This is a genomic window from Mesorhizobium sp. M0047 (assembly GCF_040323315.1).
Lineage (GTDB): Bacteria > Pseudomonadota > Alphaproteobacteria > Rhizobiales > Rhizobiaceae > Mesorhizobium.
In genome coordinates this window covers 190,233-212,871 of the sequence record NZ_JAMYUW010000005.1, presented here as the reverse complement: position 1 = coordinate 212,871, position 22,639 = coordinate 190,233, and the positions used below count along the sequence as shown (strand labels likewise).

Sequence of the window (22,639 nt, the reverse complement as noted above, 5' to 3'; positions counted from 1 at the left end):
ACGGTATATGCGAACGCTATTCGAAAATGTACATATATGTCAAGTTTCGAAGCCGAGGCGTCGACTAAATAGACATCGATGTACATTTTTCTGGTTTTCACTTTGACAGTTTGTTAGGTTCGTCGCTCATGGAGCAAATTTCGAACGACAGCGGATGGCGCGGATCACCGGAGGGGTGGCTTGAAGCCGCCTACGACTTGCTTCTGGAATCCGGCGTCGACTCTGTGAGAATTTCGCCATTGGCCAAGAAGTTGGGCTTGTCGCGCACCAGCTTCTATTGGTTCTTCAAGGATAGAGAAGAACTGTTGGCTTCCCTCGTGACCCGCTGGCGGGACAAGAACACTGGCAACCTCGTAAAGCAGGCTGAGGCCTATGCCGAGACGGTCGCCGAAGCGATGCTAAACGTTTTCGACTGCTGGCTCGACAAGTCCTTGTTCGATTCACAGTTCGAGTTCGCAGTCAGAAGCTGGGCGCTTCAATCTCCTGACATTCTGGCAGAGGTGCATAAAGCCGACCAGGCGCGTCTCGATGCAATGAGCCAAATGTTCGTCCGCTTCGGTTACGAGGAAAGCTCAGCCGATGTTCGAGCGCGCACAATCTACCTTGTGCAGATTGGCTACATCTCAATGCAGACCAAGGAAGATCTCGCGAACCGCATGAACCGCATTCCCGGGTACGTAGAGATCTTTACAGGTGAGGCCCCGCAGAAGCGCGAGCTAGACCGGTTCTTCGCCAGACATGGCTATTCGGGGGGGTGAGGCAGGTTTGACAATGGGCGAACCCTTGAGCATCGGAATAATCGGCGGAGGTGGCTGGCTTGGACGCGCCTTCGCCGAGGCCATCATCGATGCGCAAATAGTGTCCCCCGAGCAACTCACTCTCTCTCATAGAAGCGGGCAACCCGGCTTTCAGCCAAGCGCAACATGGACCAGGGACAATCAGGAGCTGGCGGATCGATCTGATGTCATCATCGTATCGGTCCGCCCCCAGGATTGGCCTGCTATCGAGATTTCTGCGTATGGCAAGCTCGTCATGTCGGTCATGGCCGGAATCCCTCTCGACCAATTGGCTAAACGTCTCAAGACCGATCGTGTCGTCCGCACGCTTCCGAATGCAGCGGCAGAGGTGCGGTATTCCTATAGTCCCTGGATAGGCTCCCAGGAGGTCACCGCGGATGACCGCAATGTCGTTCGCCGTATTCTGGAGGCCTGTGGTGCTGCCGATGAGGTCAAAAGCGAAGCAGATATCGACTATATGACGGGCCTTACAGGCTCCGGCCCAGCCTTTCCGGCGCTTTTGGCGGCAGCGATGATCGACGATGCGGTCAGCCGAGGAATGAACCCAGATATTGCCCGGCGGGGCGTCAGCGCGGTGCTGATTGGAACCGGCAAACTCCTCGCGGCTCGCGCAGAAAACCCCAAAGATATCGTCCAGACTTTCGTCAACTACCGCGGCACTACCGCGGCAGCGATCGAGGCCATGCGCGCAGCCGGATTTGAAGCAGCCGTGCGAGGCGGCCTTGCTGCAGCGCTTCAGAAATCTGTGGCTATGGGACAAGCCGCACGAGCCGTGCCTCCCTCCGACCGCTGGTGAGATACTATGTCAAAACTCTTTCCGCATCTCTTCTCGCCGGTAAAGCTGGGCAGCCGCACGCTGCGAAACCGGATCGTGTTCGGGGCTCATACGGCCAACATGGCCGAAAATGGCGTGCCGACCGAACGACACGTTGCCTACTATGCTGAACGAGCTATCGGCGGGGCCGGCATGATTGTTGTCGAGCCCATGCCCGTCCATCAGGCCGCCGTACTGACACGCGGCAATTTTCGACCTGGCGATGATAGCGTCATTCCTCATTTCCAGCAGGTCACGCGCGCGATCAAGGACCACGGGGCGATCGCCATCCAGCAGCTCTATCATGTCGGTGCGCATGGCGATTCGGACAACTCGTTTCATGCACATTGGTCGCCCTCGGGCCTTCCAAGCTACCATGACAGCGACGGTTCCCACGCTATGTCCGAGAATGAGATTTGGGAGACCATCGACGGCTTTGTCCAGGCCGCGCGCCGCTGCCGGGAGGCCGGCTTCGATGGCGTCGAAGTCTGGGCCTCCTATCTTGGACTGGTCGATCAGTTCTGGACACCCTGGACAAACCAACGCCAGGACCAGTGGGGAGGCTCGCTCGAAAACCGCACGCGGATCTCCCGCGAGATCCTGACCCGCATCCGCGAAACTTGCGGCCGAGATTTTATCGTTGGGCTCTCGGTCAGCGATGAGCCAGACTACACTGTCGCGCTCAGTCGCCAGGAGCTGGCGGAGATCGTTCGGCTGCATGATAAGCAGGAGCTGATCGACTACGTGACCTGCGGAACCGGCAGCTACCTCGATTTCTACAAGATAATGCCGACCTTTCTCTACCCGGAGAAGCTTGGCGCCGATCTTGCGGCGACCCTCAAGGGCGTGGTCAAGACGGCCCTCGTGGTGGCCGAGAGCCATATCAGGACGCCTGAAAACGCCGAAACCGTGCTCGGCGAGAAAGCTGCCGATCTGGTTTCGATCGTCCGAGGCCAGATCGCCGACCCGCATCTGTCACGCAAGGCTGCGGCAGACCGGCCAGAGGACGTGCGGGGATGCATATCCTGCAACCAAATGTGCTGGGGCCGTCGTTCGCGCGACTACTGGATCAGCTGCCTTATCAATCCCTCTGCAGGGCGCGAGTTTGAATGGGGCGGTGACCGGTTCACCTCCGCTGTTATCAAGAAACGGGTACTTGTCGTCGGCGGCGGCCCCGCCGGCCTCGAAGCGGCTCGGGTTGCCGCCGAGCGGGGTCACGACGTCGTGCTGGCCGAAGCTTCCAGCAGATTGGGCGGGAACTTTCTGCTTGCCGGACTGCAACCGCGCCGCGGCCAAATCCTCGACCTCCTTGGGTGGTATGAGCGCCAGCTCAGCAAACTGAATGTCGACGTGCGACTGAACACCTATGTCGAGGCGTCGGAAATCCCCTCATTCCAGGCTGATGCCGTCATCCTGGCCACGGGGTCCGTGTCTCCTGAAACCGGCTTTCAGAAGGCGCTGCCGGCAATGCCGAGCCTGCCCGGCATCGAAAGAGGCAACGTCTTCTCGATCGAATCCGTCATGGCTCGCGTTGCGCGACCAGGCAAGCGCGTGCTTTTGCTGGACGAGGGAGGCGGTTGGCGCGGTGGCGGTACAGCCTGGAAACTTGCCGAGGATGGTCATCAGGTGACCATTCTCACGCCCGATCCGCTGATCGGCAAGGAACTGCAGCGCACGGCTGCCGATTTCCCGCTGCGGCGGACATTGCGCCAGCTCGGCGTCACTTGGTTGGTGGATGTCAGCGTGCTGGAATGGCACGGGGATGGCGCGACCATCGTTGACCACAACACCAGTGAAGAGAGCTTTGTGCCCGGCGATTGCCTTGTTCTCGCAACCACCAATGTGGCGGCGAATTGGCTGGCGAAAGAGTTGGAAAATACGTCCCAGCCTTTCGTGGAGGTCGGCGACGCCGTCGCCCCGCGCCAGGCGCCCTACGCCTTCCACGAAGGACGGAAAATTGCCTTGGGGCTATGAAGCGCGCACGTTGTGCTTGCGCTTCATGTAATCCTTGGCGGTCTCGACGGCGACCGCCGCGTCGCGGCAGTAGGCATCGGCGCCGACGGCCTTGCCGAATTCCTCGTTCAGCGGGGCGCCACCGACCAGCACGACATAGTCGTCGCGGATGCCCTTTTCCTTCATCGTGTCGATGACGACCTTCATGTAGGGCATGGTCGTGGTCAGCAGTGCCGACATGCCGATGATGTCTGGCTGATGCTTCTCGATCGCATCGAGATATTTCTCGACCGCATTGTTGATGCCGAGGTCGATGACGTCGAAGCCGGCGCCCTCCATCATCATGCCGACGAGGTTCTTGCCAATGTCGTGGATGTCGCCCTTGACGGTGCCGATCACCATCTTGCCCTGCTTCGGCGCACCAGTGGCGGCGAGCAGCGGACGCAGGATGAACATGCCGGCCTTCATGGCATTGGCCGACAGCAGCACTTCGGGAACGAACAGGATGCCGTCGCGAAAATCCTCGCCGACAATGCGCATGCCTTCGACCAGCGCCTCGGTGAGCACCTTGTAGGGCGCCCAGCCGCGCTCGAGCAGGATGTTGGTGCCTTCCTCGATCTCTTCCTTCAACCCGTCATAGAGATCGTCGTGCATCTGCTGCACCAACTCGTCGTCGGAAAGTTCGGAAAGGATGATCTCGTCGTCGGACATTTTGCCTACGCCAATTGCTTGTCAGTGATTTACGGGCTGCCGGCACCTTTGTCATAGGTGCCGGCAGCATTTGCTTGCAAGTCGCGGGAGTTAAATCAGGCGTCCAGCCAGACGTTCTGGAAGTCCATTTCGTAGGTCTGGTGCATTCCGTAGTTCTTCACCTTCTTGCTCATGTGGCAGTAGAGCTTCTGCCAGAACGGCTGGATGATGACGCCGGAATCCTGCAAGATCTGCTCGACGTCCTTCATCACTTCCTTGCGCTTGGCAGGATCGGCCAGCGAGAGCGCCTGCTTGAGCTTGGCGTCGAAATCCGGGTTGGCGTAGGCCGTTTCGTTCCAGGCTTCGCCGGTGCGATAGCCGAGTGCCAGCACCTGGACGCCCAGCGGCCGCATGTACCAGATGGTCATCGAGTACGGATATTTCGTCCAGTCATTCCAGAAGGTCGAGCCCGGCAGCACCGTACGCTTGACCTTGATGCCGGCATCGCGCAATTGGCCGGCGATCGCATCGCCGGTGTTCTTCTGCCATTCGTCCTCGACGGTGATCAGTTCGTGCTCGAAGTCGGCCTGCCCCGCATCCGCCATCAGCTTCTTGGCGGCGGCGGCATCGCGTGTCTTCTTGGGCAGCGGATAGTATTCGGGATGGATCGGGGCGACGTGGTGGTTCTCGCCGACCGTGCCGAGCCCGGCGTAGCCGAGCTGCATGACGGCATTGTTGTCGACGGCCATCTGCAGCGCATTGCGCACCCGCTGGTCGTCATAGGGCTTGTGGGTGATGTTGGTGCGGGCAACGAGCGTGGTCGCTGTCGCGACCTCGGACTTTACCAGATCCATCTTGTCGAGGGCGTCGATGAAGTCGGCCGGCGTTTCGAAATCGAGGTCGATCTCGCCGGACTCGAAGGCATTTAGCGTGGCGTTGAAGTCGGTGCCGTAGTCGATGAACTCGACCCCGTCGAGCGGCGTTTCGCCACCCCACCACTTGCTGTTCTCGCGACGCTTGACGACCGCCTTCGTACCCACCGCATAAGACACCAGTTCGAAAGGTCCGGTGCCGATTGGCTTCTTGATCGGGTCGGCGCCATCCTTGTCGAAGTCGCGATGCACGACCAGCGCCGGATAGTCGGTGAAGCCCGGTATGATCGCGATGTCGGGTTCGGTCAGCTTCAGCTTGACCGTGAGGTCATCGACCTTGGTGATGGCGCCATCCTTGGCCTTGCCGGTCTTTGTGTCGATCAGCGCGCCGACGCGTGCCGCCATGGAATTGCCGGACGCACCCTTCTCGCACCAGCGGTTCAGATTGGCGACCACGTCATCGGCGTTGAAGGCATCGCCATTGTTCCAGGTGACGCCTTTGCGCAGATGCAGTGTGTATTCGGTGGCGTCGTCATTGACGTCCCAGCTTTCGAGCAGGACCGGCTCGAAGGTGAACTCGTGCGTGTAGCGGACGAGCGGCTCCAGCCAGCTGCGGGTGACGTTTGCCATCTCGGTCCAGTCATAGGTGCGCGGATCCTTCTGCGCCTTGACCGACATCGCGACACGCAGCGTTCCGCCCTTTTTCGGTTCATCAGCCAGGGCTTTGGTCGGCTCGGCAAGGCCGATCATGCTGTAGGCGAAAGCCGTCGACGCGCCGAAGGCGCTGGCCAGCGCCAGGAATTCGCGCCGGTCCATATGGCCTGCACGCGTCTCTTTCGCCATTGCCTCGATAGCGCCCGGGACGCGGTCGCCATTGCTTCTGAAGAGTGTCATTTTTTCCTCCCTTTTGTTCCCGTTACGTCTTTAACTGACGCTGTCCGGCAGCCGCTCCTCGCGCCGCGCGATGAAATCCGTCAGGCCGTCGGCGATGCCCTCGTCAAGCTTCGGTTCCTCATAGTCGGCGAGCATGTTGCGCGCCTTCTCGCGACCGCGCGTGTCGTGGTCCTTCGCCCCTTCAGCCTTCCATTGTTCGTACGAATTGAAGTCCATGATGCTGGGTATGAAGAAGGCCGACTCGAAATGTTCGAGCGTGTGTTTGGTGCCGAGGAAATGGCCCTGCGGGCCCACCTCGCGGACTGCCGCCATCGCCTCCTTGAAATCGTCGAACGGAAGCCCGCCGGCGTATTTGTACCAGCCGACAAGCTGTTCGCAGTCGGTCGCGAATTTTGAATAGCCGCAGCTCAGACCGGCCTCGAGCCATCCGGCGGAATGCCAGATGTAGTTGGCGCCGGAGAGGATGGCGGCATGCATCAGCATGTTCGCCTCGTAGCCCGCCTGGGCGTCGTTCAGCTTCGAGCCGACATGGAAGCCTGAGGTGCGCCACGGCAGTTTGTATTTCCTGGCCAGCGCACCCATCAGATACATCATCTGCGCGGCCTCCGGCGTGCCGCCCATGGGGGCGCCGGTCTTCATGTCGACGGTGACCATGAACTGGCCGTAGATCTGCGGCGACCCTGGTCGCAACAGCTGGGTGAAGGCGACACCCGCCAGCGCTTCCGCGTTGACTTGCGCGACCGCCCCCACGGCGGAGGCCGAGGTCGAGGCGCCGCACAGCGCGAAGGGCGCCAGGATCACCGGCTGGTTGCTCCGCGCATAGACCTTCATCGCGTCCAGCATGGTGGCGTCCCAGACCAGCGGCGAATTGCAGTTGGTAATCGACACCAGCACCGGATTGTCGCGGACGAAATCCTCGCCGAACACGATGCCCGCCATCGCCATCGTGTCTTCAGCGCGTTCCTTCGACGTAACGATGCCCATGAAAGGCTTGTCGGAATGCTTCAGCGCCGAATGGATGATGTGGAGGTGACGCTTCGGCACCGCAATTTCCATCGGCTCGCAGATGACCGAGCTCGACGAGTGCAGTGCCGGCGCCATGTAGGCGAGCTTGTGGAAATTGTTGAGGTCGGCGAGCGAGCCGTAACGCCTGTTGTTGTCGAGGTCGCGCACGTAGGGCGCGCCGTACATCGGCACGAAGATGGAGTTGTTGCCGCCTACCCGCACCGTACGCTGCGGATTCCTCGCATTGAGCGTAAACTCTGACGGGACTTTCGATACCAGTTCCATCAGCAGCGCACGGTCGATACGGACGCGCGTCTCGGAAACATCGGCTCCGGCGGCCTTCCACAGGGCAATCGCCTCGTCGTCGCGGAATTCGCAACCAACCTCTTCGAGGATCGAGAGCGACTCCTGATGGATCAACTCCACCGCCTCATCCGGGACCATTTCATACACAGGGATCTTGCGGACCAGGGTCGGAAAAGAGGCCATGGGAATTCCGCGCAGCGTCTTGCGCCCCACGCGGCCACCCGCTCGACGGTTGGCAGGTTCGGTTATTTCAGCGGCCGGTGCGTTCATGGAAACTCCATCCTCCCAGATTCAGTTATCTTAGCGAGACGAAATTCGGCTGTGACGCTGGAAAATTCTAATCAATGCGATAAGCTCTGATTATGGGTAGCTTGCGACATCTCTTGCCCTCCGCGAATGGGCTAATCGCTTTTGAGGCAGCTGGCCGTCTGCTCAATTTCACAGCAGCCGGCAAGGAACTTGGCATGTCCCAGGCAGCGGTTTCACTCTCGATCATACGCCTCGAGGAGCAGTTCGGTACGAAGCTTTTTGTCCGCCGGCATCGAAAAGTCGAACTCACCGAACCGGGGGCCCGCTTCTTTGCCGACGTGACACTTGGGCTTTCTCATATTCAGAAGTCTGCGGAACGCCTCAAGGCATCTGCCGGTGGCAACCACGTCACGCTGTCGGCATCGACCGCGTTCGCTACGTTATGGATCGTTCCTAGACTGCAGCGTTTTCGGGAAGAGTTGCCGGGAATAGAGTTGCGCATCCAAACCAGCGATCGCGATCTCGATCTTGCCGCTGAAGGCATACCCCTCGGCATCAGGGGCGGTGACGCTGATGACATGCCGGATTACGGGCTGCTACCGATGGCGCCAGAGGAAATATATCCTCTGTGCAGCCCCTTGTATCTCGATCGCCACGGAACGCCGCAAACGATCGAGGACTTATGCAAGCATCGACTGATCCACCTGGATGAGCCGCATCGGCCGGCGGTAACTTGGCCAGACTGGCTGGCCGCGGCCGGGGTTGACGGCGCCCTCGCCCCCCAGGGCCTTCGCATCAACGACTATGTCTCGGTGATTCAGTCGGTCCTGGAAGGTCAGGGCATTGCCCTCGGCTGGGCACATCTAACCGACCGACTGGTAAGCAATGGGAGCCTGGTTCGGGTAACCAACCATGTTCATCGTACCGGAAAATCATTCAACGTCGCCTGGTCCAAGTCTCAGGAAGTTACCGGGCATGTGGCAGTTGTCAGAGATTGGCTAGCGAAGCAGAGTTCGTTTTAAGTCGCCCCGAAGTTATGCAAAATCGAGTGCTAGTGGTGCGCTGCTGCATCTGACGATTTCGCCGGTGAATTCGTTCGCGGTGGTCTTCTTGAAGGTGCCGATGGTAGCCATTGTAAGTCTCCGTTTTCTGTTCCCGAGCCCGCACCATGCGGCCTCGATAGCGATCGGTTGGCCGGAGGCGACCGACGACGCATCGCTTGCGACCAAAGCAAAGCGGAGGACGGCGCAGGAACGACTTTCTTGTCTCGCGAAGAATCGCGGCGCCCGGGGTCCCCATTCGGCTTGCCGCACGGGGTGGGGGCCGGCAGGGAAGTCGAGACGCGCCGTTGCGGCCTAGGCGGTCGAGGCTTCAGTCGTCCTTCGCCCAGATCATATCAGCCCATTGAAGAGGCCGTTTGGAGCGCTCTTGGGACGGATTGGCAACGGAGACGTTGCGGCCAAACTCGCCGCCAGCAGATCGCTACGAGTCCGCAACATTCGGCCCTACTTCATTCACTACCGGGCTGAAGAAGTGCTGTCCTGCACGATCACCACGGCGTCGGGCAAGCCGCAATGTATCGACGCTCGCATTTGGGAGAACACCAAGCGCGTCGTCGGCTTTGCGGAGGTCACGGTCAAGCGGGTTCGCCATTGGCGTTCCGACGGATGGGATTTGTGGGAACTGGCGACCGACGACAAGGGCAATGAAGGCAAGTGGGGCATCATCCAATCCGGCCCGAACACTCTCGGCGAAGTCTCGATCGTCCATCTACTTCACTGGCCGCCGCACCACGAAGACCGGGTTCGCGGTCAAGCCGCCCTTCCTCGATCTCGCATGGAAGAACGTCGAGCATTGGCAGTCGGGTTCTGATCAGCGCAACATTCTGAAATATGCCCGCTTCCCGATGCTGGCAGGCTCCGGCGTGAAGATGCCGGCGAAGAAACCTGGCCGGGATCAAGAGCCGATCGCCACACTCGGCCCCAACTCGCTGCTGATCACGGAAGACCAAGGCAAGTGGTATTTCGTCGAGGCGGAGGGCAAGGCGATCGAGGCCGGTCAGAAAGACCTTGATCGGCTTGTGGCCGAAATGGACGAACTGTCGATGAAGCCGCACCAAAAGGGTTCCGGCGTCATCACGGCGACCTCTGTCAAGGCCGGGGAGAACCGCGAGAACTTGGCGATCAAGAACATGGCGCTCAACCTGAAGGATGCGCTGGAGAGGGCTTTCGTGTTCGCGGAGCGCTATCGCGGTGCGGCCGACACGTTTCGGGCGCCCTCGGTCAATGTCGCGACGGAGTATGACCACGAGACGGGCAAAGACAGCCAGTCGGTCGACAGCCTCTTGAAGGTCCGCGTCGCTGGCGAGATCACCCGCGAAACGTTCTGGAGCGAATTGCAGCGCCGTGGCGAGCTTTCGTCTTCGTTCGATGCCGTTAAGGAAGCCGATGCGCTCGCGTCTGAAGCAACCGGGATGGGCGCAGAGGAAGACGCCACGGACAACGTCGACCCGAACGCCATCAACGACTACGTCGATGACCCTTCAGCGGCCGTGGCATAGGAGGCACATCATGCAGCTAAAGCCTTGGTCGCTCCGTGGATTGATCGGCTCTTGTGGGCGGCCGGCGGCTTCGTCGTCGGCGTCGCCTTCACCCCCTTAGTCGCTTGGAAGGTGTTCCTATGAACGGCCGCAGCACCTTCCACGCCTACCGCGCAACCGCAGCAAATCGGGCCTTGTCAGTACCGGCAAACCCGAACGCGTTCCAGCACCCGGTGGTGATGGTGCCAGTGCCTCACCCACTTCACGTGACAGCGGTTATAGTGACGATGCCGGTAATAGTAGCGATGCGGGTAGCGCGCCACGTAGCCGGGATAATAATCGCGATAATAGCGGGGGCCGTAATAGCGGCCGCCATAGTCGTAAAACGGGCCGCCGCCGTAGAAGGGGCCACCACCGAACGGGCCGAGGCCGCCGAACGGACCAAAAAAGCCGATGCCAGGACCGAAGAATTGTGCATCCGCAGGCACGACCGTGGCAGCGGCGGAGGCGATGGCAATCACCGAAGCAAGTAACAGTTTTCTCATAGCAACCTCCCAGAAGGCCGATCACCCGATAAACGCCAGCAGGAACCGTATGTTCCCGATCGCTAATATTCTCGCGCGCCGTCTGCAAGCAACCTTCGCGGCAGGACCTTCGCCGAGGCGGAGGCTGTCAAGCTGATCGTCATCACGCCGGCTCCGGACGGCATCACCGGCTAGTCGCAGTACTGCAACGGCTTGTGGTCGGGTTCGGCGTGGTGAAGCACTTCGCCTAACTCCCCCATGTCGATCTCTTGGCCGCATATGGGGCAAATCACGAAATGCTCCGCTTCAGGCTTGTAAGGCGCGTCATGGTCGGTCCCTTTGTGGCGGACCGCGATGTTCCTTGCTGGCGGCCGGTCACGAAGAACCTTCGTCAATTCGGCGCGGGCTAGATCGACCTTAGACTTCCGTCGAGCGTCGTTCATCCACTGCAACGTCGGTCGGGGCATTTTTGTCGCCGGCCTGACCATTTTCCCGACGCCGGGAAAATGATCCCAAACCAAGGACCATCGCTATGTCTGCCCTCCCTCTGTCGGCGAAAGCCGTCTGGAGGCCACTTCGTGCGACCGAAATCAGGATCATCGACAACTGGCCCGATGTCCTGAAGCGGGCTTGGTCGGTTCGCATCCTTGCGATTGCCGGCATTCTCTCCGGCGCTGAAGCGGTCTTGCCGCTCTACAGCGATCGGTTCCCGCCAAACGTCTTCGCCTCCCTTCTGTTCGTCACGATCGGCGCGGCGCTCATCGCCCCTTTGTGGCGCAACAACCAAAGGATCAAACCAATGAAAAGTCGTTATCTCCAGACCGGCGCAGCGGGACTTGCTTTGCTGGCCGCCGCCACCGCTTACACCGGGTCGTGGGAGGGGACGAGGTATGTCCCTTACTACGATGTCGGCCTTGTCCTTACCGTGTGTCGCGGCCATACCGGGATCACGAATATCGTTTCCCGGTAAGCGCTAGACGCCGGCCGAATGCGACGCCATCACGGCGAAGGATATCGTCAACCATGAGAAGCGCATGGTGGCGTGCGCTCCACGAATGCGCCAACAGTGATCAGAAGCGGGTCCAGATCCAGCGGGACGCGACCGCCGGCTAGTCTTCTTCCGCATTCCTGACTACGAGGGTCAGAAGCGGGAGCGCAACCGCGACTTGGAAGCCAACATCATTCGACCGCTAAAAAAAGGGCGCGGTCCGTGACGGCGCCCTGAATTGACGGGTTCAACGCTTCCCTACCAGCCTTGTCGAGCATACCAGTCGTCGATGTCGCGGTGTACGCGATCCTTCTCAATGCCATAGCGCTCCTGGATTTTGCCTTCGAGCTGATCGCGCTTACCGGCGATGCGGTCGAGATCATCATCAGTGAGTTTGCCCCACTGTTCCTTGACCTTACCTTTGACCTGCTTCCAATTTCCTTCGACGCGGTTCCAATCCATGGTGGCGACCTCGTTGGAAAAACGGTCTATGGCCGTGAGGTTCCGCTACAATACCGCAGAAGCGACAACCGCGACTGGAAGCCGACGTTCGATACGGCTTGACCAAACATTAGCAACCTCTAACTATTTGTGATTACGGCAAGCGATGCTCACCCCATCACTGCCGAAGATCGGGATTTCACCGGCCCGATCGGCCCGCGCCTCCCGCAAGTGGCGCGGGCTCAATTGCACAGGAGATGCAAAGACCGACCATGGCTTTGGATGGCCAAAGAAATTGGCGACAAGGTGCGGATCGAGACGATCACGACGGTTTGTCCATTTTCGTACCGTCTAATATTTCAGGAAACTCGGTCGGCTTTTTTACGTTTATGGATCGCCAGCATTTCATAGTCCCCCTCGCTGGTATCTAAGAGGCCCGTCACCTCTCCCGGAGGTGGCGGGCTTTTGCGCCTGTTGGAACGGTTTGTTGGGTCGGCTCGCCGCCAGCGGCGGGCCGGAGGGCTGGTTCAGTCGTAGACCTTGACAATCTTGCGAGTGCCAGGATCGACAAGAACCGTCCGATTGTCGATCACGACATAGCGGTATTTAACGTTCGGAACTTCGTGAAGCTCGACGGTGTCTGGCAGCGATGAGCCGATGTTGAGTTCCACGCCGGGAACCTTCATCGATGCCAAAGGCTGCTTCTTCACATACTCGTGGACGACCGTGTCCTGCTCAGGCGTAATGACCACGTCTTCGGCTGCGGCCGCGCCGATACCTGCGAGGAGCAGAAACGCCGCAACGGCGCCGGTAAGGTGCATTCTCATGTTTTCCTCCTATGAGATCGACGCAGAACTCCGCGCCAGCCAACCAAACTTCGAGCAGGTGCAGGCGTTCCCCGACAGGGCTTCGGTCCCACGGGACATGGGGCCAAAGTCTGATAGCAAAACGCAATAGTCTTACCCATGACGTTGCGTGGAACAGCTTACTTTCGCGGGTGTTGTTTCTCGGAAAAGTCGGAGAAATCAGATGGATAGAAGTGTCAGTCAAGCGCGCTGGGTGCTCTCGCCGCTATTTGGGACCGTCACCTTTTTCTCGCGATCGCTGGATGACAATCTTGTAGATCGGCGCAGCTACGTCTCTTCCTGCGCCGATAAGGGTTCGCTCGCTTCTGCCGAGAGGCGTGCGAACCCTCTATCTTCAACGATGCGTATGAGGCGACCCTAATGTTAAGCGACAAAGAAACCCGGTCTCTAGAGGCAGGCATGCTCCTGGCAGTGCCGTTCTGCGTGGCGGTCACGGCGCTGATCGCTATGGCCTTTTGACGGACAATGGTTCGCATGAACCGCTTCCTTTTCGTCGCGGCCGACTTTCTTTCCCGGCCCCCCGGGTTTTATGTGATGCTCATAGCCATGGTGCTTTGCACAGCGCTGGTACCTTTTGGCCTGACAAACACGGTTACGTATGCCCTGTCGGTCGCGGCCATCGTGATCACTGGTGTTGTCCTGATACAGGGCTATCGCGACACCGCCGCCATCCACGCCAAACTCGATGAGATCATCGTTGCACTTGAGGAAACCAGAAACGACGTTGTCGGGCTGGAGCATGCCGACCCGGAGGAGATCAGGGAAAAGGTTGTGAAGCTCGAAGAAGAAGCAGCGCAAGCATCTGGCCCATTCCAATCAGCTATTAGCTAAGCACGAGCTTTCGGAAGCAATAGGAGGCAGATCATGAATAATATCATCTGGCTCGTTGGAGCGGTGGTCGTCGTATTATTGATACTGAGCTTTTTTGGCCTTCGGTAAGTCTACGTCGCGTCCTCAACGCCATGCGGATAGCTATCTAGGTATCGAAGACGCTCCTGGGATTGGCCGCAGTCGATGCAAAGTGCCTTGGGCGGCGCTGCGCCGAGTTGTGACCCAGTGAGGCAGGTTTGCTTTCGCTTTCCGCTGCGCGCGCGCAACAGGATGACGCGCGGACCGAGCGAATATGTCAGAAACCCCGCAACTGGGGCAAGATAAGAGATCGGACCCTCGCGGCTCGCTGACGTGGCAGGATCGAACGCGAGACGCGTTTCTACATCACCTCGCTAGTTCTCGTGGCCAATCTGATTGGCCCTCTCATCCGCGACCATTGGGCCGTCGAAAACTCGACATGGTCTTCCGCGATGACGAGTGCCGCCTGCGAACAGACCATGCCCCCGCAAACTTCACCACCATAAAACACATGGCTCTCAATCTCATACGACGAGCGCATGGGAAGGATTCGTTGCGATTGACACGAAAAGTGGCGGCCTGGGACGACGAATTCCTCGTAAGCGTCATCTCACGATAATCAACTCACCCGATCCCCCTGGAGCCAGCCCTTAGCCATAGGAAATAGTTACCCTAGAAATCGCTCTGTGTGCCAAACGATCCTGCCGCCGGCCTCACGGGTGCTCTGGACCATGACGACACTCTTGAGGCCAGGCCATTGATGGCTCCTTTGAAGCCAGTCGATATCGTGGATAACCGTGATGTCTCGGGTCTCGATGCGACCGTGATCGCCATCGACCGTGCTGGCGCGGCTCACGGTGGTGTCCTTGAAATTGCGGGCTTTTTGCTCGGCGGCAAAGAGTTCGACGTCGCTGGCAGAACCAATGGGAACGGTCGCCTTGATTTGACGAAGGCTGCATGCTGCTGCTCACGCGGCACTCCCATGGGCTCGTGGCTCATGACGAAAGGATTCCACAGGCGCCTTGACGATCAAGAGAAATGTTCTCTATTCGTTCTCATGGGGCACGATCCGATCGACACGCTGGGAAAGGCGACCCGGCACAATATGCTCGTCAAGGCGGAGTGCAGTTGCGGCAATGTCCGTTATTGCCGTTCGGCCGACCTGATGATGGTCTATGGGGCGGTGTCGATCCTCTAAAACTGAAATTCGATTGCAGCCAGTGCAAGCCAGAAATCAAGATCACGCTGCTTGAGATCCATCCGGAGCACCTGCCGAAGCGGTTGATGATCCACAAGCCGATGAAGGTCGACGGCACTCTGCCGACCATCAGGCAGATCCTGAAATGACCCAGAAAAACAACCGTTTCCGCCAACGCACCGGCATCGCAAGCTACATCGTCCATCCAGTGCATCCTCCAAAGAATCAGATGCTCTCGACAGATTCAGCTCCTAAACCCCTTGTCACGCGTTAACTCACCCGATTGCCCTGCCGCAACTGTAGTATTAGACCGCTTACCACGCGACTTCACGTCGGGGCTTGCGCTGATGGCAGGGCGTGCGGCTAGTATGCTGTCAGATCATTGGACTTTGAAGGGCCAAGCAATGCCGCCGAGCGAAATGACCACCCACGAGCCGAGCGAGCAAACTGTTCTCTCTGTTCGAAATCTGACCGTCCGCCTGCCAAAGAACATGGAGCGGCAGAACGCGGTCGAAAACATATCCTTCGACATGCGGAAGGGTGAGATGCTCTGCATCGTCGGCGAATCCGGCTCCGGCAAGTCCGTCACCGCAAACGCGATCATGGGCCTGCTGCCGTCTTCGGTGCGGATCGCGCAGGGAAGCATCCGCTTCAAGGGTCACGATCTCGCCAGCGCCGCGGAAGACGTGATGCGCAGTCTGCGTGGCCGTTCGGTCTCCATCATCTTCCAGGATCCGCTTTCCGCGCTCAATCCGCTGATGACTGTCGGCCAGCAGGTGGCGGAGGTCATGGAAGCACACCGGTCCGGCACCTCGGCGACCCGCGCCAAGGCGGTTGTCGACCTGCTTGGCGAAGTCGGCCTGCCGGAACCGGAGGTCTTGCGCCACCAGTATCCGTTCCAGCTCTCTGGCGGGCAACGCCAGCGCGTCATGATCGCCATGGCGTTGGCGCTCAAGCCTGATCTTTTGATCGCCGACGAGCCGACCACCGCTCTCGACGTAACCACCCAGGCGCAGATACTTGCCCTGATCCGGCGGCTGCAGCGCGAAAGGAACATGAGCGTCATGTTCATCACGCACGATTTTGGCGTCGTCGCGGAAATCGCCGATCGCGTCATCGTCATGGAGAAAGGCGCGATGGTCGAACAAGGCGCCGCCGCCGCCGTTCTGGGCAATCCAAGCCATCCCTACACCAGGCGGCTGATCGCCGCCGTCCCGCATATGATCGAGAGCGAAACGAAGGCGCGTGAGGATACTCCGATCGTGCTGGAGGTGCAGAAACTCGACAAGACATATCGGCCGGGCATCGGTTTCTTCTCGAGGTCCCGCATCGTGCACGCCGTCAAGCAGGTCAGCTTTGAGGTTCGCCAGGGCAGAACGCTCGGCATCGTCGGCGAGTCCGGCTCGGGGAAATCGTCGCTGGGCCGCGTCCTGCTGAAACTCCTGGACAGCGACGGAGGCAGCATCCTGTTCGACGGCAAGGATATCGCGGCGCTTTCGGACTCCGAGTTCCGACCGATGCGGCCGCACATCCAGATGATCTTCCAGGATCCGTTCGCCTCGCTCAATCCGCGCCAGACGATCGCCAAGATCCTCACCGTCGGCCCGATGGCGCACGGCCTGTCCGCCCCGGAAGCGCGCGCGAAGGCGCTGCGGCTGCTGCGTCTGGTCGGCCTCGACGAGGGTGCCTACGACCGCTTTCCGCACGAATTCTCTGGCGGCCAGCGTCAGCGGATCGGCATCGCACGAGCCCTGATGATGGACCCCAAGGTCCTGGTCGCCGACGAAGCGGTCTCGGCTCTCGATGTCTCCATCCAGGCGCAGATTCTCGATCTGCTGGCGAGCATCCAGGAAGAAATAAAGATCGCCATGATCTTCATCACTCACGACCTGCGGGTGGCAAGCCGGATCTGCGACGAAATTCTGGTGATGAACCGCGGCGAAGTCGTGGAGTGTGGCCCGCCGTCGCAGATATTCCGGTCGCCACATCACCCCTATACGAGGCAACTGATCTCCGCCATTCCCGGCAAGGATTGGATCCCGGCGGCTTGAGCCGCGGCCACCCTGAAGCTCTCCTCCCCTGAACAATAAATGACCGTGCCGACAAAGGCGCGGCCGCATGTCTGCTCCTTGATCAGGCTGCCGATGCGTGCCGCGCCGGTCTCCTGCTGAGCGGAATAGTTGCGTTTGTCCACTAAAAGTAGTTGCATTTATCCACTACTCGCTCAATCATACCCTGGAAGACCCTCGACAACCCCGGATGGGGCTGCGGCGATCTCGATGAAGGCTGTCCACGACAGCCTCTGGAGAGTGTTCGATGCCGGTGAAGAAGAACAAAGGTCCGCCTTATCCTGTCGAGACTGTCGGGCTGGATGTCCTCGAAGACACGTTGAGCTTTTATATCCGCAGCATCAACATAGCGCTTTCTCGCGATCTCGATGACCGCCTGGAAGGTCTCGATGTTGCCCGGGGAACGGGCAAGATCACCACCCTGCTCCTTGTCGACAGCCATCCAGGAATACGGCCATCGGTCATCGCGCAGCTCATTATGCGCGATCGCTCCGCCATGGGCAGGCTGGTCGACCAGATGATCGATCACGAACTGATCACGCGTCAGGCTGCGCCGGACGATGGACGCGCACAGGAGCTCCACATCACCCAAAAGGGGGCAGACCTCGCCCGCAAGGTGCGCAAGATCGCCACCAAGCAATCCAGCGATTTCTTCGTCGATGTGCCTGAGAAAGACCAGAAGCGTCTGCTGGACATATTGCGGCGTGTCTATCGCCGCACCGCGGGACTCGACCAATGAGGAAACCCGCGGGAATCCGAGCCGGCCAGCGTGTGGCACTCGTGTCCGGTGCCAGCCGCGGCATTGGTGCGGCTTGCGCCCGGCACCTGTTCGAGAGGGGCTGGACATTGTCGCTTGGCATGCGCGCATCGGTGCAGCCCGACTGGGCCGATAGCGAACGCGTCCGCGTGTTCCCGTACGATGCCGCGGAAGCCGGCAGTGAACAAACGTGGGTCGACGGCACCATTGATGCCTTCAACCGGATCGACGCGGTTGTCGCCAGCGCCGGCATCATGATTCCGAAGTCGGTCATCGACATCGACGACGTTGATCTCGATCTGATGTTCGAGATCAACGTCAAGGCTCCGCGCCGTCTGGTGCGCGCGTCATGGGCGTCGCTTGCGGCGAGCCCCGCGGGCCGGGTGATCATACTGGCCTCGTTGTCTGGCAAGCGGGTCAAGTCCGTGACCGCGGGATCCTACTCGATCTCCAAATTTGCCGCAGTCGCGCTGGCCCACGGCATCCGGCAGGCGGGGTGGGACCTCGGAATTCGGGCCACTGCCGTCTGTCCAGGTTTCGTCGCCACCGACATGGCCCGCGGCATCACCGATCGCTCCGATGCGCTGATGACCGATCCGGACGACCTCGCACGGATCATCGGGTTGCTTCTCGATCTGCCCGATCATGCGAGCGTCGCGGAATTTTCTATCAATTGCCAGCTCGAGGAGTCCTACTGAGCATGCCCGGACCGTTCGTCGTCCCCGTCCATGGAGATACCGAGCTGCCAAAGGAGGTCGACTGTGTCGTCGTCGGCGGCGGCATCATCGGCACCGCGACGGCACTTGAACTGGCCGAGACAGGCTTGCGGGTCGCCCTGTGCGAGAAGGGCGGGATCGGACAGGAGCAGTCCAGTCGCAACTGGGGCTGGGTTCGCATTTCCCGGCGGGATCCACGCGAGGTTCCGCTGATGGCGGAGGCCTTGCGCATATGGGCGAGGCTCTCCGAACGGACCGGACGAGACACTGGCTATGCCCGGGCCGGAATTGTGTTCACATGCGCGGACGACAAGGAATACGAACAGCACGAGCGCTGGGGACGCCATCTCGAAGGCTATCAGTTCGAGTCGCGAATGATCGGCCCGGGTGAACTGCGTGACCTCCTCCCCGGCTCCAATCTCGACGTCAAAGGGGCGCTCTACACGCCCGCCGACGGTCGCGCCGAGCCCCAGAAGGCCGCGCCTGCAATTGCCGAAGCCGCACGCGACCGCGGCGCCGCCATACTGACGGAATGCGCCGTGCGCGGCGTGGAGACGACGAATGGTGCCGTCTCGGGCGTGGTGACCGAACGCGGCTTCATTGCCTGCAAGGCGGTCGTCCTTGCCGGAGGGGCCTGGTCGAACCTGTTTTGCGGAACGCTTGGTCTCAACCTGCCGCAGTTGAAGGTCATGAACACGGTTCTTCGCACGACGCCGGTCGAGAACGGGCCGGACCAGGCCGTATGGGCAAACAACTTCGCCATACGCAAGCGCCAGGACGGTGGCTACACCGTCGCCTCCAGCATGAGCAATGTCGTCGACCTCGTGCCGAACTCCTTTCGCTATGCGCGCGATTTTCTTCCGGCCTGGAAGACAGAGTGGCGATCGCTGCAATTCCGCCTGGGCGGTCGTTTCCTAGACGAGGCAAGGATGCCGACCCGCTGGGCGATGGATGAGGCGAGCCCCTTCGAATACTGCCGCGTGCTCGATCCAAAGCCTTCCAAGAAAAGCTCGGAGCGCGTCCTTGCAAATGCCCGCAAAGCATTTCCGGTTCTGGAAAAGGCACAGGTGGCGCAGCGCTGGGCCGGCTATATCGACGTCACGCCCGACGCCATTCCCGTCATTTCGGCGGTCGACAGCATTCCCGGCTTTCACGTGGCGACCGGTTTCTCGGGCCATGGTTTCGGCATCGGCCCCGCGGCAGGCAGGCTGATGGCCGATATCGTCACCGGACGGCCGCCGATCGTCGATCCCAAGGACTTCCGGTGGTCGCGGTTCTCGGACGGATCGAAGGTCGCGCCGATCACTGGATTATAAGCGCTCCGACAAGAGAGCATGACGCAGCGAAAGTGGAACACTATGAAAAGGAGCCTCCAATGTCAGACAAGAGCAGCAGCAGCATAATCTTTCGACCGACGCGTCGTCAGGCGCTTGGAATGGCAATCGCCGGTGCCGCCGGCCTCACCATGCCCAACCTGACGGGAGCAGGCAGGGCCCTTGCGGCAACCCCGCCGAGCGAACCCAAGGGACAGGTGATCGTCGGCTTTTCCCAGGAGCCCACCGTCTTCAACCCGCATTTGCCCCATATCGAGGTCGACGAGGGCATACACTTCAGCGTCTTCGATCCGCTGTTTGGTGTCGATCCCAAGGGCAATTTCTTCCCCGCGCTCGCCAAGGAGGTGCCGACCGTCGAAAACGGCGGCATCTCCGCCGACGGGCTCGAGTGGCACGTCAAGCTGCGCGACGACGTGAAGTGGCATGACGGACAGCCGTTCACCGCCGAGGATGTTAAGTTCACGCTCGAACTGCTGGTCGACCCGAAGTTTCGCAGCTGGCGACGCGCCGGCCACGAACTTGTCCAGGACCTGACTGTCGTCTCGCCAACCGAGATCAAATGGAAGATGAAGGAGCCTTACGCGCCCTACCCGTCGATCCTGGCCGCGACCTTCATCGTTCCCAAACATGTGCTCGGTGCGGCGGAGGACAAGAACAGCGCGCCGTTCAACAATGCCCCGATTGGCACTGGCCCGTTCAAATGGGTGGAACGCATGGCCGGCGACCATATCGAACTGGCCGCCAACACCGACTACTTCGCCGACGGCCCCTACCTGAAGAGCCTGATCTACAAGTACATTCCGGATCTGACCGTTCTCTACACCCAGTTCAAGACCGGTGATATCGACGTCATCGGACTACAGTGGATCACAGCCGACCACTATGAGGAAGCCAAGGCATTGAGCGGAACGTCGGTCGCCGTCATTCCCGCCGCCACGGTCGAATCGCTCAGCTTCAACATGGAGCGCCCGCAGTTCAAGGAACTCGCCGTTCGCCAGGCGCTGTACCATGCGTTGGACAAGAAAACGATCATCGACGCCCTCTACTATGGGCTGCCGGCCCCGACCGAAACCTACATGCCGCAGCAGTCCTTCTACTACAATCCGGATTTGCCGAAGCAGGAATACGACGTGGGCAAGGCAAAGAAACTGCTGGACGACGCGGGGTGGGTCCCCGGTGCGGACGGCATCCGCGTCAAGGACGGTGTCCGCCTCTCGTTCAGGAATTCGACCACGGCGGGCAATCATATCCGCGAGCAGGCGCAGCAGTTCATCCAGCAATCATATCGCGACATCGGCGTCGAGGTGGTGATCTCCAATCTGCCGCCGGCCGTGATGTGGGGCGACTACTGGATGAAGTCGGAATTCGATTCTGTCGTCGTCGGCATCAACTTTCTGACGGGCTCCGATCCCGACACTTCGGACTATCTCAGCTCGAAGTCGATTCCGGCCAAGGGTGGCGCCGGCCAGAACACCTGGCAGTATGCCAGCCCGGAGGTGGATAAGCTGCTCGAATCCGGTGGCGTTGAATTCGTGCCGGAGAAGCGCAAGCAAGCCTACCTGAAAATCCAGGAGACCGTACGCAACGACCTGCCATTCCTGCCGATGTTCCAATACGCGACGGTGCGCGGACACAAGTCCGGTGTCGAAGGCGTCGAGCCGAACATCAATGTACGCATCGACTCCTGGGACGTGGCCACCTGGCACTGGGCATAGTGCCGGAATAGGCCGAGCCGGCCATCACCGGCTCGGCCTGCATAGCCGACAAGGCGCCTCTGGCGCGACTGTATCTACGGACACCAAACGGAGACAACCGGCATGCTTGGCTATCTGCTGGGACGCTTCTGGCAAAGTCTCGTCCTGCTCCTGCTGGTCTCGGCTATCGGCTTTGCCGTCCTGAACCTGGCTCCGGGCGGACCGCTCTCGCAATTCACTCTCACGCCAGGAATGACGCAGGCCGATCTTGACCGGATCGCCACGCAAATGGGACTCAATCGCCCCCTTCCCATCCAGTACCTCGACTGGCTGAGCCACCTGCTTCGCGGTGACTGGGGTCATTCCTACCGGGACGGCAGGCCCGTGCTTGATATCATCTGGGAGCACCTTGTCGCGACATTGCTGCTGATGGGCGTATCGACCGCGATCGCCATCTTTGTAGGCACGTGGATAGGTGTCCTGGGCGCGCTTAGACGATACTCGATCTTCGACTACGCAGCGACGGTCGGCGCGATGGTGGCACTGTCGATCCCGACCTTCTGGTTCGGGTTGATCGCGATTTACATATTCTCGCTGCGGCTCAGATGGCTGCCGGCCGGCAACATGTACACGATCGGCAATGGCTCGCTCGGCGACTACGCGATCCATCTCATCATGCCGAGCATCGTTCTTGCGCTGGTTAATGTCGCCGTGTGGAGCCGCTACATGCGCACCGCCACGCTCGACGTCATCAGTCAGGATTTTGTCCGAACGGCCCGGGCCAAGGGGCTGAGTTCCCGGCGCGTATTGATCCGCCACATCCTCCGAAACGCCCTGCTGCCGATGATCACCCTGCTGGGGCTGCAGCTGCCAACAATACTGGGTGGAGCGCTGGTGACGGAAACGGTCTTTACCTGGCCCGGCATGGGACGGCTGTTCCTCGATAGCCTCGGTTACAGCGACTACCCCGTCGTGATGGGTCTGCTGATGATGTCTGCGGTTCTGGTCCTGGTCGGCAATCTAGCCGCGGACCTCACCGTCGCATTCGTCGATCCGCGCATTCGATTGAGCTGAGGACGAATAG

At 60.1% G+C, this 22,639-nt stretch carries 20 protein-coding genes and 1 pseudogene; 14 read left to right on the top strand and 7 right to left on the bottom strand.

Annotated features, from left to right (window positions below; genetic code table 11):
* Positions 1-128 precede the first annotated feature (128 nt).
* Genes NKJ89_RS07050 through NKJ89_RS07040 form a run of 3 tightly spaced genes read left to right on the top strand, consistent with a single transcriptional unit; the run spans position 129 to position 3,585 of the window.
* Positions 129-758 (top strand): TetR/AcrR family transcriptional regulator, encoded by a 630-nt coding sequence (locus tag NKJ89_RS07050; RefSeq protein ID WP_352601079.1) that lies wholly within the window; start codon positions 129-131, stop codon positions 756-758.
* Positions 759-771: 13 nt separating this feature from the next.
* Positions 772-1,593: a pyrroline-5-carboxylate reductase family protein gene (locus tag NKJ89_RS07045; protein WP_352601077.1), complete on the top strand. Its 822-nt coding sequence runs from the start codon at positions 772-774 to the stop codon at positions 1,591-1,593.
* Positions 1,594-1,599: 6 nt separating this feature from the next.
* The gene (locus NKJ89_RS07040) at positions 1,600-3,585 is read left to right on the top strand and encodes an oxidoreductase (protein ID WP_352601075.1); all 1,986 of its coding nucleotides are present in this window, start codon (positions 1,600-1,602) and stop codon (positions 3,583-3,585) included.
* On the opposite strand, the gene NKJ89_RS07035 is transcribed toward NKJ89_RS07040, so the two are convergent.
* The 3 genes from NKJ89_RS07035 to NKJ89_RS07025 all read right to left on the bottom strand — a co-directional run bounded on the left by NKJ89_RS07035 (position 3,580) and on the right by NKJ89_RS07025 (position 7,601).
* Complete coding sequence (locus NKJ89_RS07035) at positions 3,580-4,275, bottom strand: cobalamin B12-binding domain-containing protein (RefSeq protein WP_352485956.1); 696 nt, start codon at positions 4,273-4,275, stop codon at positions 3,580-3,582. The two genes, NKJ89_RS07040 and NKJ89_RS07035, sit on opposite strands and share 6 nt — an antisense overlap.
* 95 nt (positions 4,276-4,370) lie before the next feature.
* Positions 4,371-6,020 (bottom strand): ABC transporter substrate-binding protein, encoded by a 1,650-nt coding sequence (locus tag NKJ89_RS07030; protein WP_031260045.1) that lies wholly within the window; start codon positions 6,018-6,020, stop codon positions 4,371-4,373.
* Between the two features lie 30 nt (positions 6,021-6,050).
* Positions 6,051-7,601 carry a trimethylamine methyltransferase family protein gene (locus NKJ89_RS07025; protein ID WP_031260047.1) on the bottom strand — a complete coding sequence of 517 codons (1,551 nt, stop codon included), beginning with the start codon at positions 7,599-7,601 and terminating at the stop codon, positions 6,051-6,053.
* A gap of 92 nt (positions 7,602-7,693) precedes the next feature.
* Here NKJ89_RS07025 and NKJ89_RS07020 point away from each other — a divergent pair, with 92 nt between their 5' ends.
* The 3 genes from NKJ89_RS07020 to NKJ89_RS07010 all read left to right on the top strand — a co-directional run bounded on the left by NKJ89_RS07020 (position 7,694) and on the right by NKJ89_RS07010 (position 10,140).
* Complete coding sequence (locus tag NKJ89_RS07020; RefSeq protein ID WP_023758764.1) at positions 7,694-8,602, top strand: LysR substrate-binding domain-containing protein; 909 nt, start codon at positions 7,694-7,696, stop codon at positions 8,600-8,602.
* Between the two features lie 406 nt (positions 8,603-9,008).
* A complete protein-coding gene (locus NKJ89_RS07015; RefSeq protein ID WP_352601169.1) occupies positions 9,009-9,452 on the top strand; it encodes a hypothetical protein in 444 nt (147 codons plus the stop codon).
* On the top strand, positions 9,349-10,140 hold the full coding sequence (locus NKJ89_RS07010; RefSeq protein WP_352601163.1) for a DUF4055 domain-containing protein: 792 nt from the start codon (positions 9,349-9,351) through the stop codon (positions 10,138-10,140). Before NKJ89_RS07015 ends, NKJ89_RS07010 begins: the two co-directional genes overlap by 104 nt.
* A gap of 176 nt (positions 10,141-10,316) precedes the next feature.
* Here the strand turns inward: NKJ89_RS07010 and NKJ89_RS07005 are convergent, their stop codons facing one another.
* Positions 10,317-10,664, bottom strand: coding sequence for a hypothetical protein (locus NKJ89_RS07005; protein ID WP_023758767.1), 348 nt, complete (start codon positions 10,662-10,664; stop codon positions 10,317-10,319).
* Between the two features lie 511 nt (positions 10,665-11,175).
* Here NKJ89_RS07005 and NKJ89_RS07000 point away from each other — a divergent pair.
* Positions 11,176-11,613 (top strand): DUF7940 domain-containing protein, encoded by a 438-nt coding sequence (locus tag NKJ89_RS07000; protein WP_352601072.1) that lies wholly within the window; start codon positions 11,176-11,178, stop codon positions 11,611-11,613.
* Positions 11,614-11,889: 276 nt separating this feature from the next.
* Here the strand turns inward: NKJ89_RS07000 and NKJ89_RS06995 are convergent, their stop codons facing one another.
* Together NKJ89_RS06995 and NKJ89_RS06990 are read right to left on the bottom strand one after the other, a co-directional pair.
* Complete coding sequence (locus NKJ89_RS06995) at positions 11,890-12,093, bottom strand: CsbD family protein (RefSeq protein WP_352601070.1); 204 nt, start codon at positions 12,091-12,093, stop codon at positions 11,890-11,892.
* A gap of 506 nt (positions 12,094-12,599) precedes the next feature.
* Positions 12,600-12,899, bottom strand: a complete 300-nt coding sequence (locus NKJ89_RS06990; RefSeq protein WP_352601068.1) for a DUF1236 domain-containing protein — start codon at positions 12,897-12,899, stop codon at positions 12,600-12,602.
* Positions 12,900-13,412: 513 nt separating this feature from the next.
* On the opposite strand from NKJ89_RS06990, the gene NKJ89_RS06985 reads away from it, so the two are divergent.
* Positions 13,413-13,769: a low affinity iron permease family protein gene (locus NKJ89_RS06985; protein ID WP_352485960.1), complete on the top strand. Its 357-nt coding sequence runs from the start codon at positions 13,413-13,415 to the stop codon at positions 13,767-13,769.
* Positions 13,770-14,511: 742 nt separating this feature from the next.
* Here the strand turns inward: NKJ89_RS06985 and NKJ89_RS06980 are convergent.
* Positions 14,512-14,697: pseudogene (locus tag NKJ89_RS06980) on the bottom strand (ISAs1 family transposase); the annotation flags it as partial.
* A 707-nt stretch (positions 14,698-15,404) separates the two neighbouring features.
* Between NKJ89_RS06980 and NKJ89_RS06975 the strand changes: the two are divergent.
* The 6 genes from NKJ89_RS06975 (at position 15,405) to NKJ89_RS06950 (ending at position 22,629) form a co-directional block, all read left to right on the top strand.
* Positions 15,405-17,036 (top strand): ABC transporter ATP-binding protein, encoded by a 1,632-nt coding sequence (locus NKJ89_RS06975; protein ID WP_031260060.1) that lies wholly within the window; start codon positions 15,405-15,407, stop codon positions 17,034-17,036.
* Positions 17,037-17,301: 265 nt separating this feature from the next.
* Complete coding sequence (locus tag NKJ89_RS06970; protein ID WP_352601066.1) at positions 17,302-17,793, top strand: MarR family winged helix-turn-helix transcriptional regulator; 492 nt, start codon at positions 17,302-17,304, stop codon at positions 17,791-17,793.
* Positions 17,790-18,509 (top strand): SDR family NAD(P)-dependent oxidoreductase, encoded by a 720-nt coding sequence (locus tag NKJ89_RS06965; RefSeq protein WP_352601064.1) that lies wholly within the window; start codon positions 17,790-17,792, stop codon positions 18,507-18,509. Before NKJ89_RS06970 ends, NKJ89_RS06965 begins: the two co-directional genes overlap by 4 nt.
* Positions 18,510-18,511: 2 nt before the next feature.
* Positions 18,512-19,843: an NAD(P)/FAD-dependent oxidoreductase gene (locus tag NKJ89_RS06960; RefSeq protein WP_352601062.1), complete on the top strand. Its 1,332-nt coding sequence runs from the start codon at positions 18,512-18,514 to the stop codon at positions 19,841-19,843.
* A gap of 59 nt (positions 19,844-19,902) precedes the next feature.
* On the top strand, positions 19,903-21,576 hold the full coding sequence (locus NKJ89_RS06955; protein WP_352601060.1) for a peptide ABC transporter substrate-binding protein: 1,674 nt from the start codon (positions 19,903-19,905) through the stop codon (positions 21,574-21,576).
* Positions 21,577-21,678: 102 nt separating this feature from the next.
* On the top strand, positions 21,679-22,629 hold the full coding sequence (locus tag NKJ89_RS06950) for an ABC transporter permease (RefSeq protein ID WP_352601058.1): 951 nt from the start codon (positions 21,679-21,681) through the stop codon (positions 22,627-22,629).
* Positions 22,630-22,639 lie beyond the last annotated feature (10 nt).